Origin of the sequence: Halomonas sp. NCCP-2165 (assembly GCF_023708045.1) — a bacterium.
In the GTDB taxonomy this organism is placed as follows: Bacteria; Pseudomonadota; Gammaproteobacteria; order Pseudomonadales; family Halomonadaceae; genus Bisbaumannia; species Bisbaumannia pacifica.
Map to the genome: position 1 here is coordinate 1 of NZ_BRCY01000034.1, position 11837 is coordinate 11837.

General features: G+C 71.4%; 11 protein-coding genes. 4 read left to right on the forward strand and 7 right to left on the reverse strand.

The window, feature by feature from the left end:
• Together NFU04_RS14280 and NFU04_RS14285 are read left to right on the forward strand one after the other, a co-directional pair.
• The coding region (locus tag NFU04_RS14280) for a CYTH domain-containing protein (protein WP_251310110.1) at positions 1–793 on the forward strand (793 nt) is incomplete at its 5' end.
• A 21-nt stretch (positions 794–814) separates the two neighbouring features.
• Positions 815–1711 carry an ion transporter gene (locus NFU04_RS14285; protein ID WP_251310111.1) on the forward strand — a complete coding sequence of 299 codons (897 nt, stop codon included), beginning with the start codon at positions 815–817 and terminating at the stop codon, positions 1709–1711.
• Positions 1712–1766: 55 nt separating this feature from the next.
• Here the strand turns inward: NFU04_RS14285 and NFU04_RS14290 are convergent, their stop codons facing one another.
• Both NFU04_RS14290 and NFU04_RS14295 read right to left on the reverse strand, forming a co-directional pair.
• The gene (locus NFU04_RS14290) at positions 1767–2387 is read right to left on the reverse strand and encodes an L-threonylcarbamoyladenylate synthase (protein ID WP_251310112.1); all 621 of its coding nucleotides are present in this window, start codon (positions 2385–2387) and stop codon (positions 1767–1769) included.
• Between the two features lie 82 nt (positions 2388–2469).
• Complete coding sequence (locus tag NFU04_RS14295; protein WP_459382094.1) at positions 2470–3369, reverse strand: PHP domain-containing protein; 900 nt, start codon at positions 3367–3369, stop codon at positions 2470–2472.
• A gap of 121 nt (positions 3370–3490) precedes the next feature.
• On the opposite strand from NFU04_RS14295, the gene NFU04_RS14300 reads away from it, so the two are divergent.
• Positions 3491–3790 carry a YciI family protein gene (locus NFU04_RS14300; protein WP_146802166.1) on the forward strand — a complete coding sequence of 100 codons (300 nt, stop codon included), beginning with the start codon at positions 3491–3493 and terminating at the stop codon, positions 3788–3790.
• A 166-nt stretch (positions 3791–3956) separates the two neighbouring features.
• Entirely contained in the window at positions 3957–5966 is a 2010-nt protein-coding gene (gene mnmC / locus NFU04_RS14305; protein ID WP_251310114.1) for a bifunctional tRNA (5-methylaminomethyl-2-thiouridine)(34)-methyltransferase MnmD/FAD-dependent 5-carboxymethylaminomethyl-2-thiouridine(34) oxidoreductase MnmC, read from the forward strand.
• Here mnmC and yddG read toward each other — a convergent pair.
• The 5 genes from yddG to zipA all read right to left on the reverse strand — a co-directional run bounded on the left by yddG (position 5963) and on the right by zipA (position 11740).
• Complete coding sequence (gene yddG / locus NFU04_RS14310; protein ID WP_251310115.1) at positions 5963–6889, reverse strand: aromatic amino acid exporter YddG; 927 nt, start codon at positions 6887–6889, stop codon at positions 5963–5965. The two genes, mnmC and yddG, sit on opposite strands and share 4 nt — an antisense overlap.
• Before the next feature lie 73 nt (positions 6890–6962).
• On the reverse strand, positions 6963–7649 hold the full coding sequence (locus NFU04_RS14315; RefSeq protein ID WP_251310116.1) for a helix-turn-helix transcriptional regulator: 687 nt from the start codon (positions 7647–7649) through the stop codon (positions 6963–6965).
• Positions 7650–7690: 41 nt separating this feature from the next.
• Entirely contained in the window at positions 7691–7957 is a 267-nt protein-coding gene (locus NFU04_RS14320; protein ID WP_251310117.1) for a YheU family protein, read from the reverse strand.
• On the reverse strand, positions 7954–10017 hold the full coding sequence (gene ligA / locus NFU04_RS14325) for an NAD-dependent DNA ligase LigA (protein WP_251310118.1): 2064 nt from the start codon (positions 10015–10017) through the stop codon (positions 7954–7956). The genes NFU04_RS14320 and ligA overlap by 4 nt, the downstream gene beginning before the upstream one ends.
• A gap of 133 nt (positions 10018–10150) precedes the next feature.
• Complete coding sequence (gene zipA, locus NFU04_RS14330; protein ID WP_251310119.1) at positions 10151–11740, reverse strand: cell division protein ZipA; 1590 nt, start codon at positions 11738–11740, stop codon at positions 10151–10153.
• Positions 11741–11837: the final 97 nt, after the last annotated feature.

Consider the following 11837-nt stretch of genomic DNA (forward strand, 5'->3'; position numbering starts at 1 on the left):
GGCCCACCCCCTGCTGAGTCGCCCCCCCGAATGCCTGGAGCTGGCCAACACCTACTTCGACACGCCCCGGGGCGAGCTGGAGGCGGCACGCATGGCATTGCGCCTGAGGCGTACCGCCGACGGCTGGGTCCAGACCCTGAAGACCGCCGGCCAGAGTCGGGGTGGCCTGTCGCAGCGCGGCGAATGGGAGTGGCCGGTGGCCGGCGCGACCCTGGACCTGGCCGGCCTGGCCACCCTGCCGCCCATGGCGGCGTTACCGGTGGACCTGCTGGAGTGCCTCGAGCCGCGCTTCAGCACCGACTTCCGGCGTCGCCGCTGGCACCTCGCCTGGCAGGGCAGCCGTATCGAGCTGGCCCTGGACGAGGGCGAGATTCGCGCCGGACGGCGCCACGCGGCCATCCGCGAGCTGGAACTGGAACTCGAGGCAGGCGACCCCGCCGCCCTCTGGCAACTGGCCGAGGGGCTCGCCGAGGTGGTGGCACTGCGCCCCGCCGACGCCAGCAAGGCGGCCCGGGGGGCGGCCCTGCTGGCCGACCACTGGCCCCTGCCGGAGGGTGACACGGTCCTCGACCTGGAGCGCCGCGCCATCGCCGCCCTGGACGCCCTGGGCGACAGCGGTGACGCGGCCTTCCACGCCGAGGCCCGGCGCGCCTATGCCCGGCTGGCGAGCCTGGACGACGGCGACGCCACCACCCGACGCCTCGCCCGGGCCCTGGCCGACGCCCTCGGCGAAGGGGGTACCGCGGCCCTCGGCGGCGAGGCCCTGAGCCTGGCGCGACACCTTCACGCCTGAGCCCCGAGCAGGAGGCGCTTTATGACCACGTCCCTCAAGCCCGCCGCCGAGGGCCTGCGTACTCGGGTCTTCCAGGTGATCTTCGAGTCCGATACGCCCCTGGCCAAGGGCTTCGACATCGCCCTGATCGTGGCCATCCTGGCCAGCGTGCTGGTGGTAATACTGGATAGCGTGCCGGCCTACCGGGCCGCCTATGGACCCGCCTTCTACTGGCTGGAGTGGGGCTTCACCCTGGCCTTTACCCTGGAGCTGGTGCTGCGTCTCTACTGCCTCGACAAGCCGCTGGGCTACCTGAAGAGCTTCTACGGGGTGATCGATGTCCTGGCGATCCTGCCCACCTGGCTGGTGCTGCTGGTTCCCGGGGCCCAGTCCCTGGTGGTGATCCGCCTGCTGCGGGTGCTGCGTATCTTCCGCATCCTGCGCCTGATGCAGTTCGTCGGTGAAGCCCGACTGCTGGTGGAGGCCCTCAAGCGCAGCACCCACCAGATTTTCCTGTTCCTGTTCAGCGTCTTCATGCTGGTGACCATCTTCGCCTCGCTGGTCTACCTGATCGAGCCGGCGGAGGCCGGCTTCAGCAGCATCCCCACCGCCATCTACTGGGCCATCGTCACCCTGACCACCGTGGGCTACGGGGATATCGTGCCGGTCACCCCCCTCGGCCAGGCGATCTCGGTGATGGTGATGCTGATCGGCTACTCGATCATCGCCGTGCCCACCGGGGTCTTCTCCGCGGAGGTGATTCGCTCGATCCGCGCCGATCGCTACTCCGACGAGGCCTGCCCCGGCTGCGGCCACGATCGTCACGAGAAGCGCGCCAAATACTGCCTGCTGTGCGGCACCTGGCTCGACGAAGAGACCCCGGATCCCCGGGACGAGCCCGACGCCTCCCCCTCCAACGACGAGGAGGCGCCCACCTGAGCGGGCGCCTCCCCGGCCGGCCCCTGCCACGGGCCTTCGACTCGCGCTTAGCGTCTTACTGGAAGGGGGAGAGATCCCCCCGCCCCTCGCGGACGATGGTCGGCGGCAGCTCGCGCAGGTCCACCACGCTGGTGGCCTCCAGCTGGCAGGCGCCGCCGTCGATGATCAGGTCGAGCTGATTGGCGTAGCGCTCGCGGATCTCCTCGGCGTCGGTCATCGGCAACGCCTCCCCCACCGGGATCAGGGTCACGCTCATCAGCGGCTCGCCCAGGGCGGCCAGCAGGGCATGGGTGATGCGATGATCCGGCACCCGCACGCCGATGGAGCGGCGCTTGGGATGCAACAGCAGCCGCGGCACCTCGGTGGTGGCCTGGAGGATAAAGGTGTAGGCGCCGGGGGTATGGGCCTTGAGCAGGCGGAAGACGTCGTTGTCCACCTTGGCGTAGGTGCCGATCTCGGAGAGGTCCGAGCAGACCAGGGTGAAGTTGTGCTTGTCGTCCAGCTGACGCAGGCGCTTGATGCGCTCCACCGCCTTCTTGTCCCCCAGGTGGCAGCCCAGGGCATAGCCGGAGTCGGTGGGATAGGCGATCACGCCGCCGCGGCGAATGATCTCGATGGCGCCATCGATCAGGCGCTTCTGGGGATTCTCGGGATGGATCTGGAAGAACTGGCTCATGCGGGCTCCTTGCACTGAGACCGGGAGAAGCGAGCCAAGGCGACGCCTCGGCCCGGGCATGGATCTCAGCATACGCCGCGGCTCAGGCGGCGGCAAAGCCCGCCAGCCGAGGGTGATGCCAGACCGGCGTCACCGCGACCCGGGGCACCGGGCTCATGCTGCCCGGGGCCAGGGGGCCGCCCGGGGCGTGGAAGTCGCTGCCCAGGGAGCCCGTGAGGTCGCGCTCGATCAACTGGCGGGCCAGGTCGCGGGTCTGGTCGGGGTTCTGGAAGCCGCTGACCAGCTCCACCGCCTCGCCGCCGGCGGCGCGGAAGGCGTCCAGCAGCAGGCCACGCTTGCGCCGGGTCATGCCATAGCGCAGCGGATGGGCCAACACCGCCACCCCGCCGGCGGCCACCACCCAGGCCACCACCGTCTCCAGGGCCGGCCAGTGGGCCTTGATATCGCCGCGCTTGCCGTTGCCCAGGTACTTCTTGAAGGCCGTGCCGATATCCTTGACCAGGCCATCGGCGACCAGCGCTCGGGCGAAGTCGGGGCGCCCCAGGGGACGCTCGCTGCCGGCCTGGGCCCGGGCCTTGGCCAGGGCGTCGTCCAGGCCGATGGCCTCCAGCCGCCGGGCGATCTCCTCGGCCCGCGCCGCCCGGGCCCGCGCCTGCTCGGCCAGGCCGTCGGCCAGGGGCCCATGGACGCCCTCGGGCAGCAGCGCCACCACGTGGATATTGACCCCGCCCCATTGCGAGGAGAGCTCGGTGGCGGGCAGCAGGCGCAGGCCCAGCTCCCGAGCGGCCTTCTCCGCCTCGGCGACGCCCTCCAGGGTATCGTGGTCGGTCAGCGCCAGGTGGGTCAGGCCCCGGGCCCGGCACAGGGCCATCAGCTCGGCGGGGGCCATGGCCCCGTCGGATGCGGTGGAGTGCATATGCAGATCGAGGCCGGTGACCTCGGCCAGGGAGTCGGCGAGCGGGGAAGAATCGGGCATCGGCATGACGCCGGCGGGCGTCTTTGTCAAAATAGGGCCTCCATGGTGCGCGCCCCACCGGCCGCGGTCAACCGCAGGCCACCGGGGCCCGGCACCTGCCCGTCGGATATCCTGCAAGGATTCACCCATGCTCTACGCCATCATCAGTGAAGATGTGAACAACAGCCTCGAGCGCCGCATGGCCGCTCGTCCCGATCACCTGGCGCGCCTGGAGAAACTGCGCGACGAGGGCCGCCTGGTGCTGGCCGGTCCCCACCCGGCGGTGGACAGCGACGACCCGGGCGAGGCGGGCTTCAGCGGCAGCCTGGTGGTGGCCGAATTCGAGGATCTCCAGGCCGCCCAGGCCTGGGCGGACGTGGACCCCTACGTGATCGCCGGCGTCTACGCCAAGGTCACCGTCAAGCCCTTCAAGAAGGTGCTGCCCTAAGGATTCACAGGCATCCATTATCCACAGCCGGTTTTTACACAGCGACTGTGGAAAACTCTGTTAACAGCCCGCGGATGCCTGGCGCCAGGCCAGAGCCGCCCTCGCCCGGGGCGGGCTGGCTACGCTTTGACCACCCCCGGATTCTTCTGTCTGCGAGGCCCGAGCCGTGACGCTGCCCCCCCTGCGCCCCCTGACCCAGGCCAGCCTGGACTGGCGAGCCGATGACACCCTGGCCGCGGCGCCCCACTCGACCCGCTTCGACGACGTCTATTTCTCCCGTCATGACGGCCGCGCCGAGACCGAACATGTGTTTATCGCCGCCAACGACCTGCCGCGGCGTTTCCGGGAGTGGCGGGAGCCGCGCCCCTTCGTGATCGGCGAGACCGGCTTCGGCACCGGCCTCAATATGCTCTGCGCCTGGGCCTGCTTCCGCGCCCAGGCCCCCGCCGGGGCGCGCCTGCACCTGGTCTCCACCGAGCTCTTCCCGCTGCGCCGCGACGACCTGGCCCGGGCCCTGGCGGCCTGGCCCGAGTTCGCCGAGCCGGCGGCGCGGCTGGTCGACCAGTGGCCGGAGCCGCTGCCCGGGGTGCATCGCCTGTGGCTCGACGAGCGGGTGACCCTGGACCTGCACTTCGGCGACAGCGCCGAGGGGCTGTGGCAGCTGGAGGGCCGGGTGGACGCCTGGTTCCTGGATGGCTTCGCCCCGGCCAAGAATCCCGAGATGTGGCACCCGGCGCTGTTCGAGGCCATGGCGGCCCGCTCCCGCCCCGGCGCCAGCTTCGCCACCTTCACCTGCGCCGGGGTGGTCAAGCGGGGCCTCAAGGCGGCGGGCTTCGCCTGGCGCAAGGTGCCCGGCTTCGGCCGCAAGCGCGAGATGCTGGCCGGCGAGATCGCGACGCCGCCCCGGGACGACGCCCGCCGCGGGACGCCCTGGTTCACCCCGCCGCCGCCGCGTCCGGCCCGGCATGTCGCGGTGGTGGGCGCCGGCCTGGCCGGCACCACGGTGGCCGAGGCCCTGGCCCGCCGTGGGGTGACGGTGACCCTGCTCGACCCCGCCGGCATCGCCGCCGGTGCCTCCGGCAACCGCCAGGGGGCCCTCTACGTCAAGCTGGCCGCCGAGACCAACGACCAGAGCCGTTGCTATCTGGCGGGGCTGCTGCACAGTTGTCGCTTCCTGACCCACCGCGACCCGGACCGGGCCCTGTGGCAGCCCAGCGGCGTGGTGCAACTGGCCAGCACCGAGCGGGAAGCCCGGCGCCAGGCGCGCTTCCTCGACAACCACCCCCTGCCGCCCTCGGTAGTGGCGGGCCTCGACGCCGAGACCCTGGCCCGGCGCTGCGGCCTCACCGGCGACCTGGCCCCCGGCTGCGGTGGCCTGGACTACCCGGCGGCGGGCTGGGTGCGCCCCAAGGCCCTCTGCACCCGGCTGGCGGCCACCCCGGGCATCGACTATCGCCCCACGGCGGTGGCGGCCCTTGCCCCGGCGGGCGAGGGCTGGCGACTGGCCCTCGCCGATGGGGACGCCCTGGTGGTGGATCAGGTGGTGCTGGCCAATGCCCGGGCCGCCAATCGCTTCGCCCAGAGCGCCGCCCTGCCCCTGCAGGCGATCCGCGGCCAGGTCAGCGAGCTGCCCCTGCCCGCGGGGGCCCCGGCGCCGACCCGGGTGATCTGCGCCGGCGGCTACCTGCCGCCGCCCCTGGACGGGGTGCTGACCTTCGGCGCCACCTTCGCCCCCCATGACGACAGCGACGAGCCGCGGGAGGCGGATCACGCCGCCAACCTGGCGGAGCTCGAGGCCACCCTGCCCGGCTATATGGCGGCGCTGCGCGAAGCCGGCGCCGAGCTGGATGCCTCGCGCCTGGCGGGGCGCGCCGCGGTGCGCGCGGCCAGCCCCGACAAGAGCCCCTACGCCGGGCCGCTGCCGGACGCCGAGGCCTGGCGGCGCGACTATGCACCGCTCGCCAAGGACGCCAAGCGCATCCCCGAGACCCCGGGGCGACATCATCCGGGGCTGTGGATCAGCGCCGCCCACGGTTCCCGGGGCCTGGCCAGCGCGCCGCTGTGCGCCGAGCTGCTGGCCTCGATGCTCTGCGACGAGCCCCTGCCGCTGCCCCGCGACCTGGTGGATCACCTGCATCCCGGGCGGCGGCTGATTCGCGAGCTGATTCGCGGTTAGGAACCCGCCGACTCCTGCCGGGTGCCCTGGCCCGCCCGTCGCCCCAGCCGGCCGCTGCCGATCAGGGCGCCGCCGCAGATCAGCAGGGCGGCGATTAGCAGGGTCGGAGCGGGGGCGGCCAGGCCCGCGGCGATCAATATCAGGGTGGAGAGCAGCGGCGTCGCGTAGGAGAGCAGCCCCAGCAGGCGAACCTGGCCGCGCTTCATGCCCAGGTCCCAGGTGAAGAAGGCGCTGCCCACCGGGCCCAGCCCCAGGGCCAGGATGGCCCAGAGGTTGGCGCCCTCGGGCCAGCCCCGGGGCTCCCAGGCCAGGTGGCAGAGCAGCGCCAGCAGCGCCGCCCCCAGGCAGTTCCAGGCCACCGCCGTGGTGGGAATCCGCGCCAGCAGCCGCGAGGCCACCGAATAGCCGCTCCAGATAAAGGCCGCGGCGAAGGCCGCCAGGTAGCCCGGAGCGTACTCCCCCGCCCAGTCGAGGCCGTCCGGTCCCACCAGCAGCGCCGCGCCCAGGAAGCCGCAGCCTCCCCCCAGCAGGTGGATGCCGCGCAGCCGCTCCCCCGGCAGCAGCCAGCCGGCGAAGATCACGATCAGCAGCGGCCAGAGGTAGCTGATCAGGCCGGCATCGGCCGCCGGCGCGTTCTGCTGGGCGACGAAGTAGCAAAGGTGGTAGCCGAACAGGCCGCCGACGCCCAGCAACCAGCCCGCCGGGGGCTGGCGCAGCGCCTCGCCCAGGGCCGCCCCCTCGCCGCGGGCCAGGAATACCAGCAGCGCCAGGCCGCCGGCCAGGCCGAAGCACAAGGCGGTGAGCAGGAAGGGCGGCACCGGCCCGGCCCACTGGGTCAACAGCGCCAGGGTCGCCCAGCTAAGGATGGTGGTGGCGCCCCAGAGGGTGGCGCGGCGCGCCTCGGCGGGGGAAACGGCCGACATCTCGCTTCTCCATTCGGGAATCGGGCGCCCAGTGTGGCCCCAGGCCAGGGCCCTGGCTTGTCGATTTCGGCCATCAATCCCCGCGGCAAAACTCGCTCGGCGTGATGCCATGCCAGCGGCGAAAGTGACGGCTGAACTGGGCGCCATCGGCGAAGCCGCAGGCCAGGGCGATCTCGGTGATCGAGGCCTCGCCCTCGGCCAGCAGTCGGGCGGCCCGGGCCAGGCGCTGGCGCGTGAGCCACTGCCAGGGGGTCTGGCCGGTCAACGCGGAGAGGCTGCGCCGCAGCTGGCGCTCGGAGAGATACGAGACCTCGGCCAGCCGGGCCAGGTCCCAGGGCGCGGCCGGGTCGGCCTGCACCCGCCGGGTCAGCCGCGCCATATTGAGGCGCGGGCCGTTCCAGGGCGGCGCGGCGCCGAGCCGCGCCAGCAGGGCCCCATCGTCCAGCCGCCGGGCCGCCTCGGGCGCCAGGCGCAGGAAGCGGATGCGCGCGAAGAGGGCATCGACGGCCCCCTCGCCGGCCGGCAGGTCCAGTACCCGGCAGCGGTTGTCGGCGTCGAGCCCCAGGTAGTGATGGGTCGCCGCGGCGGGGATCAGGCAGACGCCCCCCGGCGCCAGGGCGGCGCCACGCCCCTCGATCTCGACGTCCAGGCGGCCGTCGAGGCCCACCAGCAGCTGGTGGTAATCGTGGGTATCGCTCAGGCAGTCGAGGGGGTAGCTGCGCTCGACGCTGCCGGGGCGTGGTGGAGACTCGAGGATCATACGCCCAAGGATGCCGTCGAGGCGCCGACGATACCAGACACCTAGCCTTCCTCGTCGTCGGCCAGATCACGCCCGAAGGCGCGCCACTGGGCCAGGGTCATCACCTCGGTGCTCTCGATCTGGAGGTCGTGGGCGATCAGCAGCTCGCCCCGCTCCAGTTGCGCCTCCAGCTCCGCCACCCATCCAGCCATGCCGGTGCCGGTGTCGGTGGTGTCATAGCCCTGGCGGGTGACAAAGGTCTCCAGCAGGGCGACCAGGGTGGCTCCCGGCAACATCCGGTGGGGCACCTCCACGAAGCGTCCGCTCATTCCCGATTCTCCTCGTTCGACTCTGCGTTGTCTTCACCGCTTTCCCAGGCGGCCAGGCGCTCGAGGAAGGCCGCCTCGTCCAGCACCGGCACGCCGAGCTGCTCGGCCTTGGTCAGCTTGCTGCCGGCAGCCTCGCCGGCCACCAGGCCGGCGGTCTTCTTGGAGACGCTGCCGGCAACCTTGGCGCCCAGGGCCTGGAGGCGCGCCTTGCCCTGATCCCGGGTCATGCTCTCCAGGGTGCCGGTGAGCACCCAGGTCTGTCCCGCCAGGGGCTGGGGCAGCGCCTCCACCGCCGCCTCCTCCCAGCGCAGGCCGCAGCCGAGCAGCTCCTCGAGGGTCTCGCGATTATGGGGCTGGCGGAAGAAGGTGTGCACATGGCGGGCGACGATGGGGCCCACGTCATCCACCGCCTCCAGGGCCTCCTGATCGGCGCCCATCAGCGCCTCCAGGGTACCGAAGTGGCAAGCCAGGTTGGCGGCGGTGGCCTCCCCCACCTCGCGGATGCCCAGGGCATAGATAAAGCGCGCCAGGGTCGTCTGCTTGGCCTTCTCCAGGGCCGCCACCAGGTTCTCCGCGGACTTCTCGCCCATCCGCGGCAGCTCCGCCAGATGGGCGGCGCGCAGCCGGAAGAGGTCCGCCGGGGTCTTGACCCAGTCCCGCTCCACCAGTTGGTCGATCAGCTTGACCCCCAGGCCCTCGATATCCAGGGCGCGGCGGGAGGCGAAGTGCTTGAGGGCCTCCTTGCGCTGGGCGGCACAGTAGAGGCCACCGGAGCAGCGCGCCACCGCCTCGCCCTCCAGGCGTTCGATCTGGGAATCGCAGACCGGGCAGCGTTCGGGAAAGGCGATCTCCCGGCCCGCCTCGGCGGGGCTCACCACTCGCACCACCTGGGGAATCACGTCGCCGGCGCGGCGAATGGCCACGCTATCGCCGATCCTCACGCCCAGGCGAGCGATCTCGTCGGCATTATGCAGGGTGGCATTGGCGACGGTGACGCCGGCCACCGCCACCGGCTCGAGGCGCGCCACCGGGGTGATGGCGCCGGTGCGACCGACCTGGAACTCGACGTCGTTGAGGCGGGTGACCTGCTCCTGGGCGGGAAACTTGAAGGCGATGGCCCAGCGCGGCGCCCGGGCCACGAAGCCCAGCTCCCGCTGCAGGCGCAGGTCGTCCACCTTGATCACCACGCCGTCGATATCGTAGCCCAGGGCATCGCGCCTCTCGCCCAGGCGCCGGCAATAGTCGATCACCCCCGCGGCACCACGGACCACCTGGAGCTCGGCGCTGGTGCGCAGGCCCACCTCGGCGAGACGACCCATCAGCTGACTATGGGTGGCATCGCCGGGGTCCGGCTGAATGCGGGCCACCTGATAGGCGCTGAATTCCAGGGGGCGGGTGGCGGTGATGCGCGGATCGAGCTGGCGCAGGCTGCCGGCGGCGGCATTGCGGGGGTTGGCGAAGACCTTGGTGCCCTCCTCCCGGGCGCGCTCGTTCATCGCCTCGAAGGTGGCGTGACGCATGGTCACCTCGCCGCGCACCTCGAGCAGCTCGGGGGGCGCCTCGCCGCGCAGCCGCAGCGGGATGGAGCGCAGGGTGCGCAGGTTGGAGGTAATGCCCTCGCCGCTGCGACCGTCGCCCCGGGTGGCGCCGCTGACCAGGCGCCCCTGCTCGTAGACCAGCGACACCGCGGCACCGTCCAGCTTGGGCTCGCAGCAGAAGCTCAGCTCGTCGCCATGCATTTCCAGGCGCTCGGCGAGGCGCTTGACGAAGGCGGCCAGCTCCTCCTCGTCGAAGGCGTTGTCCAGGGAGAGCATGGGCACGGCGTGCTGCACCTCGGGGAAGCCCGCCGCCGGGGCGGCCCCGACCCGCTGGGTGGGGGAGTCCTCGCTGGCGAGTTCCGGGTAGTCGTCCTCCAGCTGCTGCAGGCGCCGCAGCCGGCGATCGTAGTCGGCATCGGTCAGGCGGGGATCGTCGAGGACGTAGTAGCGGTAGTTGGCATCGTCGAGCTCGGCGCGCAGCCGCGCCACCTCGTCGCGAATCGTTTGATCGGGTTGACTCATGGCATCCCTGGGCTGGTGTCACTAAGGCTGGAGGGATTTTCGCATACCCGACGCCCTTAGGCCCCATAAAGCCACACCCCCGATGGAGACCATCGGGGGTGTGCTTCCAGCTTCCGGCTTCGCGCTTCTGGCTTTAGTTCACCTGATAGCGCTGCAGGCGATGGCGGCGCTCGAACTCGTGGACCTTCTGGCGGGCGAACTCCACGGTCTGGGCGGTCATCACGCTATGGTTCTCGTCCTTGAGCTCGCCGCCCAGGTGACGCACCACCACCATGGCGCACTCCACCATGGCCTCGAAGGCCGCCGAGGTGTCCTCGGCCCCCGGCAGCGGCATCAGGAAGGTGATGCCCGGAGTGGCGAAATCGTCCAGGGCGTCCAGCGGGAAGGTGCCGGGCTTGACCACGTTGACCATGGAGAACTGCAGCGGGCTGTCGGCCGCCTCGGTCTCGAAGCGGTGGAAGATGCCCATGTCGCGGCTGTAGCGCAGGCCGCAGGCCAGCATCAGCTTGAGCAGTGCCGTGCCGGAGAAGCCGTCCTCGTCGCGGCACATGACGCTGATGACGATGACCTCTTCGGCATGGGAGAGCGCTTCCCGGGCCTGGGGAGCCTCCACGTCATTGCGCAGCGCCTTCTCCAGCACCGGGTGCGCCGGCGCGGGGCCACTCTCTGGTTCGACGCCCGGCTCGGCCAGCGGCTCGGCGGAGGAGGCGTCGTAGCGGCTATCCCGGTAGCTGGGACGAGAGGTGGAGAAGAGCGGGTCCTGCGCCGGCTCGATATCACTGGCCGCGGTGGCCTGCTTGTCGGCCTCGAGGCGCCGCTGCTCGGCGGCCTGCGCCTCGGCCTTCTGGCGCTCGGCTTCCTGCTGTTTCTCGAGTTCCTGTTGCTGGCGACGCGCCGACTCGGCGGCGGCCTGTTCGGCCTTCTGGCGCTCGCGCTCCTGCTTGCGCTGGCGATTCTGCTCGCGGCGCTCGTGGAGGCCCTTCTTGAGGCCGGCCCCGAAACGCTGCACCGACTGCCCCATCTTCACCGAGCCACTCTTGAAGGAGTCGGCCATGCCGTCGAAATCCACCAGCCGGTAGCGCTCATCGTCACCGTGAGAGTCGTGGTCGGCGGGATCGGTGACCAGGGCAGACTCGGTCGCATCAGGCGCCGGCTCATCGTCGGGCGTCGTCGGGCGCTTGGCCGCGGCGTCGCCGGCCCGATCGTCATCGCAGAGACCGAGGCTGGGCTCGACCTGGGCCGGCTCGGTCGGCGGGGGTGTCGCCGAGTCGGTCGCGGCGATGTCTGGGCGTTCTTCTTCTCTCGCCGCCGGCGCAGGACGGGGTGCCTCGGGCTCGGGCCCGGCCACTGGCGAGGCGTCATGCGACGCCTCCGGGGCCTGCTCGCTGGGTCGGTTGGCCTGCCATTCGGCGAGCACCCGGGAGGGCCCCGGGTGTTCCTGACGCCTCAGTTTGGGCTTGGGCGCCGGGCGCTGGGCCTCGCTATCGTAGCTGGCGGGTCGTACCACCCGTGCCCCTCCATTGGGCAACTCCCAGTTCAGCTCGGCCTCTCGGGCCGCGGCTTCGGGGTCCTCTTCCTGCTCCCGGGCCTCATCGATGGCCTGGCCATCGACGCGATCCAACCGGGGCACTCGACGCTGACGCTGCAGGCGACGCACGCCATCGATAACGATGAGGGTCACCAGGGCCAGCCCCAGGATGATTAGCCACTCTCTTAGTTCCATGGGTCGTCTTGCCTGTCTGCTAAGGCGCCATGCCTGAATGAAACGTTCGACACCAGCATAGCGCGATTACCAAAAACGGGGCCACTTTTTTGAATGT

Bases quoted from the DNA above. Each gene is read 5' to 3' on its own strand.
- NFU04_RS14295 (WP_459382094.1), bottom strand. From the start codon at position 3,369: ATGCCGATGCCCGATTCTTCCCCGCTCGCCGACTCCCTGGCCGAGGTC.
- NFU04_RS14320 (WP_251310117.1), bottom strand. From the start codon at position 7,957: ATGAGCGGACGCTTCGTGGAGGTGCCCCACCGGATGTTGCCGGGAGCC.
- NFU04_RS14300 (WP_146802166.1), top strand. From the start codon at position 3,491: ATGCTCTACGCCATCATCAGTGAAGATGTGAACAACAGCCTCGAGCGC.
- NFU04_RS14315 (WP_251310116.1), bottom strand. From the start codon at position 7,649: ATGATCCTCGAGTCTCCACCACGCCCCGGCAGCGTCGAGCGCAGCTAC.
- NFU04_RS14285 (WP_251310111.1), top strand. From the start codon at position 815: ATGACCACGTCCCTCAAGCCCGCCGCCGAGGGCCTGCGTACTCGGGTC.
- yddG (WP_251310115.1), bottom strand. From the start codon at position 6,889: ATGTCGGCCGTTTCCCCCGCCGAGGCGCGCCGCGCCACCCTCTGGGGC.
- NFU04_RS14290 (WP_251310112.1), bottom strand. From the start codon at position 2,387: ATGAGCCAGTTCTTCCAGATCCATCCCGAGAATCCCCAGAAGCGCCTG.
- ligA (WP_251310118.1), bottom strand. From the start codon at position 10,017: ATGAGTCAACCCGATCAAACGATTCGCGACGAGGTGGCGCGGCTGCGC.
- zipA (WP_251310119.1), bottom strand. From the start codon at position 11,740: ATGGAACTAAGAGAGTGGCTAATCATCCTGGGGCTGGCCCTGGTGACC.